The sequence below is a fragment of the Enterobacter bugandensis genome (assembly GCF_900324475.1).
Lineage (GTDB): Bacteria > Pseudomonadota > Gammaproteobacteria > Enterobacterales > Enterobacteriaceae > Enterobacter > Enterobacter bugandensis.
The window spans coordinates 1,413,083-1,430,958 of record NZ_LT992502.1 but is presented as its reverse complement, the minus strand read 5'-3'; the positions used below and the strand labels follow the sequence as shown (position 1 = coordinate 1,430,958).

17 protein-coding genes are annotated in these 17,876 nt (G+C 57.0%); 9 read left to right on the top strand and 8 right to left on the bottom strand.

Going from position 1 to position 17,876, the window contains the following annotated elements; translation table 11 throughout:
* Positions 1-12 precede the first annotated feature (12 nt).
* Complete coding sequence (hutG, locus tag DG357_RS06930; protein WP_088204420.1) at positions 13-951, bottom strand: formimidoylglutamase; 939 nt, start codon at positions 949-951, stop codon at positions 13-15.
* Entirely contained in the window at positions 948-2,168 is a 1,221-nt protein-coding gene (hutI, locus tag DG357_RS06925) for an imidazolonepropionase (RefSeq protein ID WP_088204419.1), read from the bottom strand. Before hutI ends, hutG begins: the two co-directional genes overlap by 4 nt.
* A gap of 224 nt (positions 2,169-2,392) precedes the next feature.
* Between hutI and DG357_RS06920 the strand changes: the two genes are divergently transcribed.
* Complete coding sequence (locus tag DG357_RS06920) at positions 2,393-3,676, top strand: putative acyl-CoA thioester hydrolase (protein WP_088204418.1); 1,284 nt, start codon at positions 2,393-2,395, stop codon at positions 3,674-3,676.
* 120 nt (positions 3,677-3,796) lie between these two features.
* On the opposite strand, the gene pgl is transcribed toward DG357_RS06920, so the two are convergent.
* Positions 3,797-4,792, bottom strand: a complete 996-nt coding sequence (gene pgl, locus DG357_RS06915) for a 6-phosphogluconolactonase (RefSeq protein WP_028012405.1) — start codon at positions 4,790-4,792, stop codon at positions 3,797-3,799.
* 140 nt (positions 4,793-4,932) lie between these two features.
* On the opposite strand from pgl, the gene DG357_RS06910 reads away from it, so the two are divergent.
* Entirely contained in the window at positions 4,933-5,751 is an 819-nt protein-coding gene (locus DG357_RS06910) for a pyridoxal phosphatase (protein ID WP_088204417.1), read from the top strand.
* Here DG357_RS06910 and modC read toward each other — a convergent pair whose 3' ends face one another.
* The 4 genes from modC to DG357_RS06890 form a co-directional block, all read right to left on the bottom strand.
* Positions 5,752-6,810, bottom strand: coding sequence for a molybdenum ABC transporter ATP-binding protein ModC (gene modC / locus DG357_RS06905; RefSeq protein ID WP_088204416.1), 1,059 nt, complete (start codon positions 6,808-6,810; stop codon positions 5,752-5,754).
* Positions 6,811-6,812: 2 nt separating this feature from the next.
* Positions 6,813-7,502, bottom strand: a complete 690-nt coding sequence (gene modB / locus DG357_RS06900; protein WP_041910749.1) for a molybdate ABC transporter permease subunit — start codon at positions 7,500-7,502, stop codon at positions 6,813-6,815.
* Positions 7,502-8,275, bottom strand: coding sequence for a molybdate ABC transporter substrate-binding protein (modA, locus tag DG357_RS06895; protein ID WP_049136999.1), 774 nt, complete (start codon positions 8,273-8,275; stop codon positions 7,502-7,504). Before modA ends, modB begins: the two co-directional genes overlap by 1 nt.
* Before the next feature lie 178 nt (positions 8,276-8,453).
* Positions 8,454-8,603: an AcrZ family multidrug efflux pump-associated protein gene (locus DG357_RS06890; RefSeq protein ID WP_013097516.1), complete on the bottom strand. Its 150-nt coding sequence runs from the start codon at positions 8,601-8,603 to the stop codon at positions 8,454-8,456.
* Between the two features lie 127 nt (positions 8,604-8,730).
* Between DG357_RS06890 and modE the strand changes: the two genes are divergently transcribed.
* The 7 genes from modE (at position 8,731) to gpmA (ending at position 16,477) form a co-directional block, all read left to right on the top strand.
* A complete protein-coding gene (modE, locus tag DG357_RS06885) occupies positions 8,731-9,519 on the top strand; it encodes a molybdenum-dependent transcriptional regulator (protein WP_047367754.1) in 789 nt (262 codons plus the stop codon).
* 67 nt (positions 9,520-9,586) lie between these two features.
* Entirely contained in the window at positions 9,587-11,059 is a 1,473-nt protein-coding gene (gene modF, locus DG357_RS06880; protein WP_059357966.1) for a molybdate ABC transporter ATP-binding protein ModF, read from the top strand.
* A 201-nt stretch (positions 11,060-11,260) separates the two neighbouring features.
* On the top strand, positions 11,261-12,277 hold the full coding sequence (gene galE, locus DG357_RS06875; RefSeq protein ID WP_088204415.1) for a UDP-glucose 4-epimerase GalE: 1,017 nt from the start codon (positions 11,261-11,263) through the stop codon (positions 12,275-12,277).
* A gap of 9 nt (positions 12,278-12,286) precedes the next feature.
* Positions 12,287-13,333, top strand: a complete 1,047-nt coding sequence (galT, locus tag DG357_RS06870; RefSeq protein WP_088204414.1) for a galactose-1-phosphate uridylyltransferase — start codon at positions 12,287-12,289, stop codon at positions 13,331-13,333.
* Between the two features lie 2 nt (positions 13,334-13,335).
* A complete protein-coding gene (gene galK, locus DG357_RS06865) occupies positions 13,336-14,484 on the top strand; it encodes a galactokinase (protein ID WP_028012396.1) in 1,149 nt (382 codons plus the stop codon).
* Entirely contained in the window at positions 14,478-15,518 is a 1,041-nt protein-coding gene (galM, locus tag DG357_RS06860; protein ID WP_088204413.1) for a galactose-1-epimerase, read from the top strand. Before galK ends, galM begins: the two co-directional genes overlap by 7 nt.
* A gap of 206 nt (positions 15,519-15,724) precedes the next feature.
* Positions 15,725-16,477, top strand: coding sequence for a 2,3-diphosphoglycerate-dependent phosphoglycerate mutase (gene gpmA, locus DG357_RS06855; RefSeq protein WP_008501111.1), 753 nt, complete (start codon positions 15,725-15,727; stop codon positions 16,475-16,477).
* Positions 16,478-16,539: 62 nt separating this feature from the next.
* Here gpmA and aroG read toward each other — a convergent pair whose 3' ends face one another.
* Positions 16,540-17,592 carry a 3-deoxy-7-phosphoheptulonate synthase AroG gene (aroG, locus tag DG357_RS06850; RefSeq protein ID WP_028012394.1) on the bottom strand — a complete coding sequence of 351 codons (1,053 nt, stop codon included), beginning with the start codon at positions 17,590-17,592 and terminating at the stop codon, positions 16,540-16,542.
* Positions 17,593-17,876: the final 284 nt, after the last annotated feature.

Sequence of the window (17,876 nt, the reverse complement as noted above, 5' to 3'; positions counted from 1 at the left end):
CCTTTAATAGTGTTATGCCCACCAGTGAGCAATTTGCCAGGCCAGACGGGCAGCGAGCTTTGCGCCCTGTCCGTCCCGATCGTACTGCGGGTTAAACTCTACCAGATCGGCGGCCTGCAGCTTACCGCTGCGGCAGATTTGTTCAATAACCGGCATTAGATCCATTGCCGGGACGCCTAACGCCGCAGGGGCGGAAACGGCAGGCATTTCGCCCGCGGGCAGGACATCCAGATCGATTGTCAGATAGATACGATCGGCCTGCGCCAGCACCTTTTCCAAGGCCGATAATGCCTCGCGTCTGAAATGAAGATCCTCCACCAGCGTGACGTTCAGGCGTTCGGCCTCATCCCACAGTGCCTGGGTGTTCGCCGCGCGGCTGACGCCGAAGCAGGCGTAGCGAAACTCGCGCCCGCATTCATCGCAGTATTGAGCCAGCTGACGAAACGGCGTACCGGACGTCGCCCGGTCGGCCTTGCGCAGGTCGAGATGCGCATCCAGGTTTATCACTGCCACGCGCTCGCCGGGGAACGCATCCAGAACACCCCGTCCATGCGCCCAGGCGGTTTCATGCCCGCCGCCAAACACCAGGGTGCGCATCCCGGACTGCTGGCAGGCCGTCACGGCATCGCTTAACGCCCGCTGCGCGGGTTCAAGCTCATCGCTTTCAACGTACACCGAGCCCATATCCGCCAGCCGTTCGTGTCCCTGATGGCTTGCCATATTCGCCAGCGCTTTGCGCAGAATGTCAGGGGCCTGCGCGGCGCCGGGCCTGCCCTGATTGCGTTTAACCCCTGCATCGCATTCAAATCCTATCAGCGCGATGCCGGATGAAAGCGGCGTGAACTGCGCCTGCTGTTGTATCGTCTGGAAAATGCGCGTTGCATTGCTGGCTTCGGCGCTGTCGTCTCGCCCCTGCCAGACCGTTTCGGCGACGGGCCGCCATAACTTCATACTGCCTCCCCACGGAAAATACGTTGATACAGCGGATTGCGTCCCGGCTCGTAGACCATCTCTACAGGATGGTGAGCATCCCAGACGATAAAATCAGCGACAAACCCCGACTGCAGCTGCCCGTGCGTTGCGCCGCGGCCCAGCGCCTGCGCCGCATGGCGCGTGACGCCAGCCCAGGCCTCTTCAGGCGTCAGGCCAAACTGGACGCAGGCCATATTCATCGCCAGGTGCAGGCTGGCAAACGGGCTGGTGCCGGGGTTATAGTCGGTGGCGACGGCCATCGGCACACCACGTTTTCTGAGCTGATCAACCGGCGGACGCTGGCGTTCCTGCAGAAAATAGAACGCGCCGGGGAGCAGTACCGCAACCGTACCGCTTTGCGCCATCGCCTGAACGCCCGCGTCGTCGAGATATTCGATATGATCGGCCGACAGTCCGTTATATTGGCTGACCAGCGCCGCTCCGCCCTGATTCGACAGCTGTTCAACATGCCCTTTCACCGGGATACCGAGCGCGGCGGCGGCCTGGAAGAGGCGCTCGGTTTGCGACGGGGTAAAGCCGACGTTTTCACAAAACACGTCTACTGCTTCATATAACTCTTTTTGCCACAGCGTGGGCAGGATCTGCTCGCAAACCAGCGCGAGGTACGCATCCGGATCCTGTCGGTATTCCGGCGGAACCGCATGGGCCGCCAGCAGCGTTGGGCTGATATCGATCGGATTATCGAGGCTCAGCTGGCGGGCAACCTGCAGCATCTTCTCTTCGGCCTCGGCGTTGAGTCCGTATCCCGATTTGATTTCAACGGTCGTTACACCTTCATTCATCAGACGCTGGAGCCGCTGCTGCGCAAGTTTCAGCAGGGTTTCCAGGGAACTGCTGCGCGTTGCCGTCACGGTGGCGTTAATCCCGCCCCCCTGAGCGCTGATGGTCTGGTAAGAGACGCCGTTCAGACGCTGTTCCCACTCCGCCGCGCGGTCGCCGCCAAATACCAGATGGGTATGGCAGTCAATCAGGCCAGGCGTGACCAGACGTCCCTCAAGATCGATGACGTGACGGTGTCCGGAAGGAAGGTCAGATTCAGGAAGCACGCCAAGGATAGTTTGGCCGCGCACGACCAGCGCGTGCTGCTCTTTCAGGCCATAAGGCGCGGATGTATCGGGAACCATTGTTGCCAGGCGCGCATTTCGCCATATAACATCGTCAGGTTGAAGCTGCATGGGCATTCCACTTGTCATGGGTTGTATAGACATTTATTTGCATCCATCGTCTGCTGTCAACCGCCTTAAGGGAAAATGTTATTTATTTGTGATGACTTTCCCGTCACCTCCGGGCAAAAAATGCAACTTTTACCCTTTTTATCTTCCCGTTTCGCTCAACTTAGTATAAAAAAGCAGGCTATTTCGTCTATCCCGTAAAGACTTGCATACCCAGGAGCTTCACCTTGAACATTTCCAGGATTTCCCGTCTGGCGTTAGCGCTCGCCTTTGGCGTGACATTATCCGCATGCAGTTCTACACCACCGGATCAGCGTCCTTCTGAGCAGGTAGCGCCCGGTACCGCCTCCCGCCCGATTTTGTCCGCGGATGAAGCGAAGAATTTCGACCGCACCCATTACTTCTCGGCGATGGATCCTAACGCCGCGCCGTGGACACCGTCTTCTATTAACCTGCCTAAACAGCCTGACTTCGTTGTTGGCCCGGCTGGCGCGCAGGGCGTAACGCATACCTCTATCCAGGCAGCGGTTGACGCGGCAATCACTAAACACAGCGCGTCTCGCCAGTACATCGCGATCCTGCCGGGTGAATACGAAGGTACCGTGTATGTTCCGGCGGCTCCTGGCAGCATTACGATTTACGGTCTGGGTGAAAAAGCCATCGACGTAAAAATTGGCCTGGCGATTGATTCCGAAATCGACAGCACCGCCTGGCGTCACCTGGTGAACCCGGCAGGCAAATATATGCCGGGCAAACCGGCGTGGTATATGTTTGATAATTGCCAGAGCAAGCGTTCCGCCACCGTTGGCGTGATGTGCTCGGCGGTATTCTGGTCGCAGAATAATGGCCTGCAACTGCAGAACCTGACCATTCAGAATACCCTGGGTGACAGCGTGGATGCCGGTAACCATCAGGCCGTGGCGCTGCGTAGCGACGGCGATAAGGTGCAGATTAACAACGTCAATATTCTGGGCCGTCAGAACACCTTCTTCGTGACCAACAGCGGCGTACAGAACACGCTGCAGAACAACCGTCTGACCCGTACGCTGGTGACCAACAGCTACGTTGAAGGTGACGTTGATCTGGTGTCCGGTCGCGGCGCGGTAGTGTTTGATAACACCGATTTCCGCGTGGTGAATTCCCGTACCCAGCAGGAAGGCTATGTGTTTGCTCCAGCAACCCAGTCTAACCTGTTTTACGGCTTCCTGGCCGTGAACAGCCGCTTTAACGCGGCCGGTGATGGCGTGGCGCAGCTGGGCCGCTCCCTGGACGTGGACTCTGCGACCAACGGCCAGGTCGTTATTCGCGACAGCGTGATCAACGAAGGCTTTAACGTGGCGAAGCCGTGGGCTGATGCGGCTGTCTCCAAACGTCCGTTCTCCGGCAACACCGGTGCGGTGGACGATAAAGGAAACGTGCAGCGCAACCTGAACGACGCGAACTTCAACCGCATGTGGGAATACAACAACCGCGGTCTGGGCAGCAACGTGGTTGCTGAGCCGAAGCAGTAAGCTGTTTTGCCGGGTGGCGGCTTCGCCTTACCCGGCCTACACAACCCGCAGGCCCGGTAAACGCCGTTCTACCGGGCATAAAAAAACCTCGCATTCGCGAGGTTTTTTGTTTTAAGCCGCTTAGTGAGCGTTAACCACCACCCACATTGGCCCCTGACCTACCGCATAGCGTCCTTTCTCTTCCAGCAGGCCCTGCTCGCCTTTGATTTCATACAGCGCGATGTGGTGGGATTTCTGCCCCGCCGCAATCAGGTATTTACCGCTGTGATCGATATTAAAGCCGCGCGGCTGAGTTTCCGTTGGCTGGAAGCCCTCAATAGCCAGCACGCTGCCATCTTCGGAGACGCTGAAGACGGTAATCAGGCTGGAGGTGCGGTCGCAGGCGTACAGATGACGACCATCCGGCGTGATGTGAATATCTGCCGCCCAGCGAGTGTCAGAGAAGTCAGACGGCATCATGTCCAGCGTCTGTACGCACTCAATCTGACCGTTAGGATCTTTCAGCTCCCATACGTCCACCGAGCTGTTCAGTTCGTTAACGACGTAAGCATATTGCTGGTTCGGGTGGAAGACCATATGACGCGGACCCGCGCCCTCAACGGTGGTGATTTCAGCCGGATTCTGCGCCACCAGGTGACCATCGTCGCTCAGGGTGAACAGGCAGATTCGATCCTGCTTCAGCGCAGGCACCCACAGCGTGCGGTTGTCCGGGGAGATATTCGCCGAATGGCAGCCTTCCAGCCCTTCCACCACGTCGACAGTTTCTACCGGAATACCATCGTCAAGACGGGTCACGCTGACGCAACCGGCATTGTAAGAACCGCTAAAAATGAAGCGGCCTTTACGATCGGTCGAGATGTGGGTTGGGCTGCCCGGCAGTGGCGCTTCAGCGGTGTAGGTCAGCGCGCCGTCGTCAGGAGAGATGCGGTAGGCCAGCACGCGAAACTCCGGGCGCACACCCACGTATAAGAAACGTTTATCCGGGCTGACGACCATCGGTTGCACTTGGCCCGGCACATCAACAACCTGAACCAGCGTGAGCGAACCTTCTGCATTCAAGCGCCAGACGTGGATCTGCTGACTTTCAGGACTGGCGGTATAAACGGTTTGTTTCATGAATACTCCTTTCCTCACTGCACGTGAAAGTGATTATTTTTAACGGTGAATGCTGAATTTTAGCCAGGAATTTTGCAGCGATTTACTCTCGGTGTAACATCCCCTGAGACCTAAAATTCAACATTAACCCGGAAGAACAAATGACCTCGCGTGTGATTGCACTGGATTTAGACGGAACATTACTTACCCCTCAGAAAACCCTGCTCCCCTCCTCCCTTGAAGCGCTTAAACGCGCGCAGGAGGTGGGATATCAACTCCTTATCGTAACGGGTCGACATCACGTTGCCATTCACCCTTTTTATCAGGCACTGGCGCTGGATACACCTGCAATTTGTTGTAATGGCACTTATTTGTATGATTATCAGGCAAAAAAGGTTTTAGCCTCCGACCCGCTGCCGGTTCCCCAGGCGCTGCAGCTGATTGATCTGCTGGGTGAGCATAACGTTCACGGCCTGATGTATGTGGATAACGCGATGGTGTACGAGCGCCCAACCGGCCATGTGGTACGCACCAGCAACTGGGCGTTGTCCCTGCCAGAAGCGCAGCGTCCGGTCTTTACCCAGGTTTCCTCTCTGCGTCAGGCGGCCCAGGACGTTGAGGCTATCTGGAAGTTTGCCCTGACGGATGAAGACACCACCAAACTGAATACCTTCGCGAAACACGTCGAGGACACGCTGGGGCTGGAGTGCGAATGGTCCTGGCACGATCAGGTGGATATTGCCCGCAAAGGCAACAGCAAAGGCAAGCGTCTGAAGCAGTACGTGGAATCGCAGGGCTGGTCAATGCAGGACGCGATCGCCTTCGGCGACAACTACAACGACATCAGCATGCTGGAAGCCGTCGGTACGGGCGTGGCGATGGGCAATGCCGACGACGCGGTAAAAGCGCGCGCTAACGTGGTGATTGGCGACAACACCACCGACAGCATCGCGCAGTACATCTATACCCACCTGCTGTAATCAGGCGGTGATCGAAACGCTCTTGATTTGCGCGTAAAGCCACAGGCCGGGCTTGATTGCTAACTCATCCCTGGCCCACGGGCTGATGCGCGCCCAGAGCGTCCTGCTGCCCACGTCGAGCTTCACCTCTACCTGCCCGTTATCATCAAAACATTCCGCCACTTTGGCGCGCAGAATATTTCGAATACTGGTTTGCAGCGGCGGCTGCAGCACCAGCGAGACGTCCGACGCCTGGATGCGGATCCGCAGCGCGGACTGCAATGGTTTGTCGATCTTATTGACCCAAAGATGCTGGTCGCCCAGCGCCAGGGCGGTCATCGCGTAGTGCGGATGATGCTCCAGAACGCTCACCTTCAGGATGCTGCTCTGCTGCTCCCTGGGTAACCAGGGGTGCATCACGCTACTGCCCCACACCTCTTCCAGGTTGCCGAAGGCCTTCACGCTGCCCTCTTCCAGCACCAGCACTTTATCGGCCAGATGGAGGATCTCATCCAGTGAATGGCTGACGTAGAGCATCGGAATATTAATTTCGCGGGTCAGACGCTGCAGGTAAGGTAAAAGCTCGCGCTTGCGCGGTATATCCAGCGAGGCCAGCGGCTCGTCGAGCAGCAGCAGTTCGGGGGCGGTCAGCAACGCGCGGCCTATAGCCACACGCTGTTTCTCCCCGCCGGAGAGCGAGGACGGCAGCCTGTCGAGCAGGGGTTCAATGCCTAAAAGCGTCACCAGCTTATCAAACTGCCCGGCCATGCTTTTCGCCATGCCGTAGCGCAGGTTGCCGCGCACGCTGTAGTGCGGGAACAAGCGCGCGTCCTGAAAAACATAGCCGATGCGGCGTTTATCCGGCGAAAGGTAAATCTTGTTCTCCACGTCATTCAGGACGCGGTTGTTCAGGACAATGCGCCCTGACCGCGGGCGCGTCAGGCCGCTGATGGCGTTAATCAGAGACGTTTTACCCGCGCCCGACACGCCGAAGACGGCGGTGATGCCGCTTACAGGCAGCGTCTCGTTAAGCGTCAGAGTATGGTTTCCCAGCGTCTGGGTGAAATTCAGTTCCAGCATCGTTATTTCCCCATCCGTTCGCGGCTTAGCCGTGCCAGCCATTCAGAAACCAGCAGCGAAACCAGGGCTAATACGATAGAGATGATGCACAGCCGCGCTGCGGCACTCTCTCCCCCTGGCGTCTGAATCAGGGTATACATTGCCGATGGGATGGTCCGCGTCTCGCCGGGAATGTTCGACACAAAGGTGATGGTCGCACCAAACTCGCCCAGCGAGCGGGCGAACGCCAGCACCGTCCCGACAATGATGCCCGGCAGCGTAAGCGGAAGCGTGATGGTAAAAAAGACGCGCCAGCGCCCGGCACCGAGCGTGCGGGCTGCCTGTTCGAGCTTCATATCCACGCCTTCCAGCGCGAGGCGGATCGCTCTGACCATCAGCGGGAATGACATCACCGCCGCCGCCAGTACCGCACCGCGCCAGCTAAAGGCAAAGGTGATTCCGAACCAGTCGTAGAGCTTTTCGCCGATAAAACCGCGTCGCCCCATCGAAATCAGCAGCAGATAACCGACCACCACGGGCGGTAAAACCAGGGGAAGATGAAGGACGCTGTCGAGCAGCGCTTTGCCGGGGAACCGACAGCGAACCAGTAGCCAGGCAAAAAAGATCCCAAAGGGCAAACTCAGCGCAACCGCCAGGGAAGAGACTTTAAGGCTCAGCAGAACAGCCTGCCATTCAGGATCGGTCAGTATCATCAGTGAGTCGTAAATCCATAACGTTTAAAGATTGCGGACGCCTCCGGCCCCTTCAGATAATCGCGGAAGGCCGTTACGGTCGCATTTTTATGTCCATCAACAATCGCCACAGGATATTCCACTTTCTTGTGGGAGTCTTCCGGGAAGGTGCCAACCACTTTTACGCCCTTGCTGGCAACGGCATCGGAACCATACACAATGCCCAGCGGAGCTTCGTTACGCTCCACCAGCGCCAGCGCGCCGCGCACATCTTCCGCCGGGGCCAGTTTTGGTGACAGGGCCTCCCACGCGCCCAGCTTTTGCAGCGCTTCTTTGGCGTAAATTCCGGCCGGAACGTGTTCCGGGTCACCCACCGCCAGACGGCCACCGTTCAGCAGGCGGGTCCAGTTTGTCTCTTTATTGATGGTGATTTCACCCTGCGCGCTGGCCTTCGGTGCAACCACAACCAGGCTATTGCCCAGCAGCGTTTCGCGGGTCGCCGCATCAATCGATTTCTTCTCCACCGCGTAGTCCATCCACTTTTGGTCAGCAGAGATAAACAGATCTGCCGGAGCGCCCGCTTCTATCTGCCGTGCCAGCGTAGAGGAAGAGGCAAAAGAGGAGACTACCTCGACGTTTTTCTCTTTTTTATACGCCGCCGCAATATCCTGCAGCGCGTTGGTCAACGACGCCGCCGCAAAGACCGTGATTTTACCTTCGTCCGCCAGCGCGTGTCCGGTAAGTGAAAGCGTCAGCGTTGCCCCTGCGAAAAGGCGTACCCATGAACGTGCCATCTGTAACTCCTGTGAGTAGCGTTATATACATATTAATATAACGGTATCGTCAGGGAGATCCCAGCGGTAATTCGTACCGCTCAAGGGGTAACACGGTGTGTTACGTTAAATAATATCGGCGAAAGTAAGAAAAGCTTGAGAGCAAAACGCCCGGGCAAGCCGGGCGTTTTGTGGGAAATTAATGCTGCTTTTTCGCACGGTCTCGGTGACCGATATTCGAAAAGACGTTGAAAACTTCACCCAGGCCGTAGATGGCACCGAGGATGATGGCCATCACTACTGGTACCATGATCACGGCGAATACCAGACTTTTCAACAACTCTAACATGGTTTTCTCCAGATTTTGTGAATGGGCTATTCTACCCTGAAAAGTAAGAAAAACATCCCCTTTTGTGCGGTGCCCTTTGCGCCCTGCACCATTTGGGTCACAATATTCTTTTTGCCAGGACACTGTTATGCAGGCCGAAATTCTTCTTACTCTCCGACTTCAGCAAAAGCTTTTCGCCGATCCCCGACGTATTGCCCTGCTTAAACAGATAGAACAAACCGGCTCAATTAGCCAGGGCGCTAAGAACGCCGGGATTAGCTATAAAAGCGCCTGGGATGCTATCAATGACATGAACACCCTGAGCGAGCATCCGCTGGTGGACAGAGCCACAGGGGGCAAAGGCGGTGGAGGTGCTGTTGTCACACGCTACGGCCTGCGCCTGATTCAGCTCTACGATCTCCTGGGCCAGATTCAGCAAAAAGCGTTCGATGTATTGAGTGACGACGACAACGTTCCGCTGGACAGCTTGCTGGCCGCCATTTCCCGCTTCTCGTTGCAGACCAGCGCCCGCAACCAGTGGTTTGGTACGGTGACGGCGCGCGATAATCTCCAGGTACAGCAGCATGTTGAGATCCTGCTTGCCGATGGTGTCACCCGTCTGAAAGCGGCGATAACGGCCCAGAGCGCAGAGCGCCTTGACCTGGATGAAGGTAAAGAGGTGCTGGTGTTGCTGAAAGCACCCTGGGTCAATATCACACGCGACCCGGACAAAGCAAAGGCGGCTGATAACCAGCTGCGGGGCACCATCAGCCATATCGAACGCGGCAAGGAGCAGTGCGAAGTGCTGATGCCCCTGGCAGACGGACAGGCGCTTTGCGCCACGGTCCCGCTCAGCGAGGCGAACGATTTAGAAGAAGGTGCTGTCGTCACCGCATATTTCAACGCGGACCGGGTGATTATCGCCACATTGTGCTGAGCGCATTGACAATCGTGACGACAGTGCGTATCCCTGATATCTATTGCTGCAAAAAATGGGATACATCATGTCATCATTGCATATTTCGCAAGGTACGTTTCGTCTTAGCGATACCCGAACGCTGACGATTGCCGATCTGACAATACGCGCGGGTGAAAGCTGGGCGTTTGTCGGCACTAACGGCAGCGGTAAATCCGCGCTGGCCCGCGCGCTGGCCGGAGAGCTTACCCTTCTCAAAGGCGAATGCCGGAGCGATTTCACGCGCCTGACGCGCCTGTCCTTTGAACAGCTACAGAAGCTGGTCAGCGACGAGTGGCAGCGCAACAATACCGATTTACTCAGTCCTGGCGAAGAAGATACCGGCCGCACGGCGGCGGAAATTATTCAGGATGAGGTGAAAGATCCCGCCCGCTGTCAGCATCTGGCGGAACAGTTTGGCATTTCCGCGCTGCTGAACCGGCGCTTTAAGTACCTCTCTACCGGCGAGACGCGGAAAACGCTGCTGTGCCAGGCGCTCATGAGCCAGCCGGAGCTGCTGATTCTGGATGAGCCCTTTGACGGGCTGGATGTCCACTCCCGCGCCCAGCTGGCTGCCCTGCTGGACTCTCTGAATCAGGAAGGCTATACGATCGTACTGGTGCTGAACCGCTTTGATGAAATTCCTGACTTCGTGCAGAACGCGGGCGTGCTGGCAGACTGTAGCCTGATCGAAACCGGAGAAAAGTCCGCGCTGCTCCGACAGGCGCTGATTGCCCAGCTTGCGCACAGCGAAAAGCTGGCGGGCATTGCGCTGCCGGATCCCGACGCGCCGGCAGCACGCCACGGTCTCGATCCCCGGCAGCCGCTTATCGTCCTGCGCGATGGCGTAGTCTCCTATGACGAACGACCGATCCTGAATCACCTCAGCTGGACGGTCAATCCTGGCGAACACTGGCAGATTGTCGGTCCCAACGGCGCGGGGAAATCCACGCTGCTGAGCCTGATAACCGGCGATCACCCGCAGGGCTACAGCAACGATCTAACGCTGTTTGGCCGCCGTCGCGGCAGCGGCGAAACCATCTGGGATATCAAAAAGCACATTGGCTACGTTAGCAGCAGCCTGCATCTGGATTACCGGGTCAGTACCACGGTACGCAACGTGATCCTTTCCGGCTATTTTGATTCCATCGGCATTTATCAGGCAGTGTCAGATAAACAGCACAAGCTGGCCCAGCAGTGGCTGGATATTCTGGGGATGGATAACCGGGTGGCTGACGCGCCGTTTCATAGCCTGTCGTGGGGGCAGCAGCGCCTGGCACTGATCGTTCGCGCGCTGGTAAAACACCCTACGCTCCTGATCCTCGACGAGCCGCTGCAGGGGCTGGATCCGCTTAACCGACAGCTGGTCCGCCGCTTTGTGGACGTGCTGATTAGCGAAGGTGAAACGCAGCTGCTGTTCGTTTCACACCATGCCGAAGATGCCCCCGCCTGCATCACCCACCGCCTCGAGTTCGTCGCGGACGGTGAGGGTTATCGCTACCTTCTCAGCAACGTAGATTAAACCGCGGAGGGCACCGCCCTCCTCTTTTCAGATAACTTGCATCAATACATCGCTATCTCTTTGATCTAGAATGCTCTACGTCATCGAAAAAGCGAGTGTGAAAACGAGTGTAAACGATTCCACTATTTTATCCCATGTCACACTTTTTGCGTCTCTGTTATGCTATGGTTATTACATACCATAGGCCCAATGGAGCGAATTATGCGAGTTCTGGTAACAGGTGGTAGCGGTTACATCGGAAGTCATACCTGTGTGCAGCTGCTGCAAAATGGTCACGATGTGATCATCCTCGACAACCTGTGCAATAGTAAGCGCAGCGTGCTGCCGGTGATTGAACGTCTTGGCGGTAAACAGCCGACTTTCGTTGAAGGCGACATCCGCAACGAAGCGCTGATGACCGAGATCCTTCACGACCACGCCATCGAAGCGGTGATCCACTTCGCGGGGCTGAAAGCGGTCGGTGAATCCGTTGCGAAACCGCTTGAGTATTACGACAACAACGTCAACGGTACCCTGCGTCTGATCTCCGCCATGCGCGCGGCAAACGTCAAAAACTTTATCTTTAGCTCCTCCGCCACCGTCTATGGCGATCAGCCAAAAATTCCTTACGTTGAAAGCTTCCCGACCGGTACGCCGCAAAGTCCGTACGGCAAAAGCAAGCTGATGGTGGAGCAGATCCTGACCGATCTGCAAAAAGCCCAGCCGGAGTGGAGCATCGCGCTGCTGCGCTACTTCAATCCGGTCGGCGCCCATCCGTCTGGCGATATGGGTGAAGATCCGCAGGGTATTCCGAACAACCTGATGCCGTATATCGCGCAGGTTGCCGTGGGCCGCCGCGACTCGCTGGCGATTTTTGGCAATGACTACCCCACCGAAGATGGTACCGGCGTGCGCGACTACATCCACGTCATGGATCTGGCCGACGGCCACGTGGCCGCGATGCAGCAGCTGGCGGATAAACCTGGCGTTCATATTTACAACCTCGGCGCCGGCGTCGGCAGCAGCGTGCTGGACGTGGTCAATGCCTTCAGCAAAGCCTGCGGCAAGCCGGTGAAATACCACTTCGCACCGCGTCGTGAGGGCGATCTCCCTGCTTACTGGGCCGACGCCACCAAGGCCGACAAAGAGCTTAACTGGCGTGTGACGCGCACGCTTGATGAAATGGCACAGGATACCTGGCACTGGCAGTCACGCCACCCGCAAGGCTATCCGGACTAAGGATCCGTCATGACGCAATTTAATCCCGTCGATCATCCGCATCGTCGTTTTAACCCGTTAAGCGGGCAATGGATTTTAGTTTCTCCGCATCGCGCCAAGCGCCCCTGGCTGGGGGCGCAGGAGACGCCTGCAAAACAGACCCTGCCGCAGCACGACCCGGACTGCTTCCTCTGTCCGGGCAACACGCGCGTGACCGGGGATAAAAACCCGGACTACAAGGGCACCTTCGTGTTTACCAACGATTTTGCCGCTCTGATGACCGACACGCCGGACGCGCCGGAAAGCCACGATCCTCTGATGCGCTGTGAAGGCGCGCGCGGTACCAGCCGCGTGATCTGCTTCTCCCCCGATCACAGCAAAACGCTGCCGGAGCTGAGCGTTGAGGCACTGAAAGAGGTGGTCAGCACCTGGCAGGCGCAAACCGCCGAGCTGGGTCAAACTTACCCGTGGGTGCAGGTGTTTGAAAACAAAGGTGCGGCAATGGGCTGCTCCAACCCGCATCCGCACGGCCAGGTCTGGGCGAACAGCTTCCTGCCTAACGAAGCCGAGCGTGAAGACCGTCTGCAAAAAGCGTATTACGCGGAAAATGGCTCGCCGATGCTGGTGGATTACACCCAGCGTGAGCTGGCCGACGGCAGCCGTACCGTGGTGGAAACCGAACACTGGCTGGCCGTCGTCCCTTACTGGGCCGCCTGGCCGTTTGAGACGCTGCTGCTGCCGAAAGCGCACGTTCAGCGCATCACCGATCTCAGCGACGCGCAGCGCGACGACCTTGCTCTGGCGCTGAAAAAACTGACCAGCCGTTATGACAACCTGTTCCAGTGCTCCTTCCCGTACTCCATGGGCTGGCACGGCGCACCGTTTAACGGGGAAGAGAATCAGCACTGGCAGCTGCATGCCCATTTCTATCCACCACTGCTGCGCTCTGCGACGGTACGTAAATTTATGGTGGGCTACGAAATGCTGGCGGAAACCCAGCGTGACCTGACGGCGGAACAGGCGGCAGAGCGTCTGCGTGCCGTCAGCGACGTCCACTATCGCGAATCAGGAGTCTAAAAATGAGTCTGAAAGATAAAACACAATCCCTGTTTGCTGAGAAATTTGGCTACCCTGCCACCCACGTAATTCAGGCGCCTGGTCGCGTCAACCTGATCGGCGAGCACACCGACTACAACGACGGCTTCGTGCTGCCGTGCGCCATCGATTACCAGACGGTTATCAGCTGTGCGAAGCGCGACGACCGTAAAGTCCGCGTCATTGCGGCGGATTACGGTAATGAGACGGACGAGTTTTCCCTTGATGCCCCGATTGTGACGCACGACAGCCAGCAGTGGTCTAACTACGTGCGCGGCGTGGTGAAGCATCTGCAGAAGCGCAACAAGAACTTCGGCGGCGCCGATTTAGTCATCAGCGGCAACGTGCCGCAGGGTGCGGGCTTAAGCTCGTCGGCCTCGCTCGAAGTGGCCGTGGGAACCGTCTTCCAGCAGCTGTATCATCTGCCGCTGGACGGGGCGCAAATTGCCCTGAACGGTCAGGAAGCGGAAAACCAGTTCGTGGGCTGCAACTGCGGCATCATGGACCAGCTGATCTCCGCGCTGGGCAAAAAAGAGCATGCGCTGCTGATCGACTGCCGCTCGCTTGGTACCAAAGCCGTTCCCCTGCCAAAAGGCGCGGCCGTCGTGATTATCAACAGTAACTTTAAACGCACGCTGGTGGGCAGCGAGTACAACACACGCCGCGAACAGTGTGAAACCGGCGCGCGCTTTTTCCAGCAGCCTGCCCTGCGCGACGTGACGCTCGATGAATTTAACAAAGTGGCGCACGAGCTGGATCCTGTCGTCGCCAGACGCGTGCGTCACGTGCTGACCGAAAATGCCCGTACCGTTGAAGCCGCCTCCGCGCTGGCGAAAGGTGACCTGAAGCGCATGGGTGAGCTGATGGCGGAATCTCACGCCTCCATGCGCGATGATTTTGAAATCACCGTGCCGCAGATCGACACCCTGGTGGACATCGTCAAAGCGGTTATTGGCGATAAAGGCGGCGTGCGCATGACGGGCGGCGGCTTTGGCGGCTGCATCGTCGCGCTGGTGCCGGAAGAGCTGGTCCCTGCCGTCCAGGACGCCGTGGCGAAGCAGTACGAAGCGCAAACGGGCATCAAAGAAACGTTCTATGTATGTAAAGCATCACAAGGAGCCGGACAGTGCTAAACGAAACACCTACCCTCGCACCGGATGGTCTGCCGTATCGCCTGTTAACCCTGCGCAACAGCGCGGGGATGGTGGTTACGCTGATGGACTGGGGTGCGACCCTGCTTTCTGCCCGCGTACCGATGCCGGACGGCAGCGTGCGCGAAACCCTGCTGGGCTGCGCCTCACCCGAGCAGTACGTTAATCAGTCTGCCTATCTGGGCGCGTCCGTCGGGCGCTATGCCAACCGCATCGCGAAAAGCCGTTTTGAGCTCGACGGCGTGCAGTACCCGCTGCTGCCAAGCCAGGGCGAGAACCAGCTTCACGGCGGTCCGGACGGATTTGATAAACGCCGCTGGAAAATTGTTCGTCAAAACGACGGCGAAGTGCTGTTCTCGCTGGATTCGCTTGATGGCGATCAGGGCTTCCCGGGGAACCTTACCGCGTCCGCGCGCTTTACGCTGACGGACGACAACCGTATCGCCATTGAATACCGTGCGACGGTCGACAAGCCGTGTCCGGTTAACCTGACTAACCATGCCTACTTCAATCTCGACGGCAACCAGTGCGACGTGCGTAACCACAAGCTGCAGATCCTGGCGGACGCGTATCTGCCGGTTGACGAGATGGGCATTCCGTATCAGGGCCTGAAAGAGGTGAGCGGGACCAGCTTTGACTTCCGCAGCGCGAAAGTTATCGCCCAGGATTTCCTGAGCGATGACGATCAGCGCAAGGTGAAAGGCTACGATCACGCGTTCCTGCTGCACGCCAAAGGTGATGTGAAGCAGCCTGCCGCACAGGTCTGGTCCAGCGATGAGAAACTGCAGATGACGGTGTATACCACCGCCCCTGCCCTGCAATTCTACTCGGGCAACTACCTCGGCGGCACTACGGCGCGCGAACACAATGAGTACAGCGACTGGCAAGGACTTGCGCTTGAGAGCGAGTTCCTGCCGGACAGCCCCAATCATCAGGAATGGCCGCAGCCGGACTGCGTGCTGCGCCCCGGTGAAGAGTACATTAGCGTGACGGAATACCATTTTATTCCGAAATGATTTCCAGCCCTCCCATCGGAGGGCTTTTTTCTGCGCGTCTTGCTGAAAATAGCGCCGATCGCTGACAAAATCCTAACCCTGGATTCACAAGCATCTTACACTCAGAGACTATTTTCGCTATGGTTAGGGTTAAGCGTTGCTGCTGGCACGGCCACAGCAATATAATGAGAATTGTTATCATTCTAAAAATGCTTGAGGAGTAAGAGATGGCTATTACTAAGCTGGTCCTGGTGCGTCACGGCGAAAGCCAGTGGAACAACGAAAACCGCTTTACCGGTTGGTACGACGTTGATCTGTCCGAGAAAGGCGTAAGCGAAGCAAAAGCAGCAGGTAAACTGCTGAAGGAAGAAGGCTTCAGCTTTGATTTTGCTTACACCTCTGTGCTGAAACGTGCCATCCACACCCTGTGGAACGTGCTGGACGAACTGGATCAGGCCTGGCTGCCGGTTGAGAAATCCTGGAAACTGAACGAGCGTCACTACGGTGCGCTGCAGGGTCTGAACAAAGCGGAAACCGCTGAGAAATACGGTGACGAGCAGGTTAAACAGTGGCGTCGCGGCTTCGCGGTCACCCCACCAGAGCTGACCAAAGATGACGAGCGCTATCCGGGCCACGACCCGCGCTACGCGAAACTGACCGACGCTGAGCTGCCAACCACCGAGAGCCTGGCGCTGACCATCGACCGCGTTGTGCCTTACTGGAACGAAACCATTCTGCCACGCCTGAAAAGCGGTGAGCGCGTGATCATCGCTGCTCACGGTAACTCCCTGCGCGCGCTGGTGAAATATCTGGACAACATGGGCGAAGACGAGATCCTCGAACTGAACATCCCAACTGGCGTACCGCTGGTATATGAGTTCGACGAAAACTTTAAGCCAATCAAACATTACTACCTGGGTAACGCGGACGAGATCGCAGCGAAAGCAGCGGCTGTCGCGAACCAGGGTAAAGCGAAGTAATTTTCGCCGGACATAAAAAAAAGCGCGGAGCCTTCCGCGCTTTTTTATTTGTGCGTGAGGACTCAGCCGCGGCGCGCTTTTACCGCATTCGCCAGCTGACGCAGGATGGCATCGGTATCGTCCCAGCCAATGCAGGCATCGGTGACGCTTTTGCCATACACCAGCGGCTCGCTGCCTTCCAGGTTCTGGTTACCTTCAACCAGATGGCTTTCGATCATCACCCCAATTACCGCCTTCTCACCGTTGGCGATCTGCTGACAGACGTCTGCCCCCACTTCCATCTGCTTTTTGAACTGCTTGCTGGAGTTGGCGTGGCTGAAGTCGATCATCACCTGCGGTGGCAGCCCGGCTTTTTCCAGCCCGGCCTTCACCTCTGCCACGTGTTTTGCACTGTAGTTTGGCTCTTTACCGCCACGCAGAATGATGTGGCAATCACCGTTACCGCTGGTGTTGACGATGGCGGAGTGACCCCATTTGGTCACGGACAGGAAGCAGTGCGGCGCACCCGCGGCGTTGATGGCATCGATAGCCACTTTGATGGTGCCATCAGTACCGTTTTTGAAGCCCACCGGACATGAGAGACCGGAAGCCAGCTCGCGGTGAACCTGAGATTCAGTGGTACGGGCACCAATGGCACCCCAGCTCATCAGGTCTGCCAGGTATTGTGGCGTAATCATATCCAGGAACTCGCCGGCAGCAGGCAGGCCGCTGTCGTTGATCTCCAGCAGCAGCTTGCGCGCAATGCGCAGGCCGTCGTTGATCTGGAAGCTGTTATCCATGTGCGGATCGTTAATCAGCCCTTTCCAGCCCACGGTCGTGCGCGGTTTTTCAAAATAGACGCGCATGACGATTTCCAGCTCATCCTTTAACTCTTCACGCAGGGTGAGCAGACGCGCAGCATACTCTTTCGCAGCGGCAGGATCGTGAATGGAGCACGGGCCAATCACCACCAGAAGACGATCGTCATTACCTTTCAGGATCTTGTGGATCGCTTTACGAGCATGAGAAACCGTATTTGCGGCATTTTCAGTGGCGGGGAATTTCTCAAGGAGTGCTACAGGAGGTAATAACTCATTGATCTCTTTGATGCGTAAATCGTCGTTCTGATAATTCATCTTCTTTCCAGCTCTGCCATATCTTTAGTAATGAAAGCAATCCTTTCAATCTATCTTGTCGACCAGGAAGTGTAAACACGGTTTTACACTTCACGCAGATAATTCCTGGAATTCGCCTAAAAATCGCCACAAAATAGCGAAAAATGAGATCTAACCTAAGCTTTTTAACTGTAACAACCATTTTTAAACGCTTAAACGCGATTCCCTACTGGCGTAAGTCCGTAAGGCGGAATCTTTCGCCTATAAAAAGATGCACTGTTGGAGAATGTTATCCAGCGTAACGA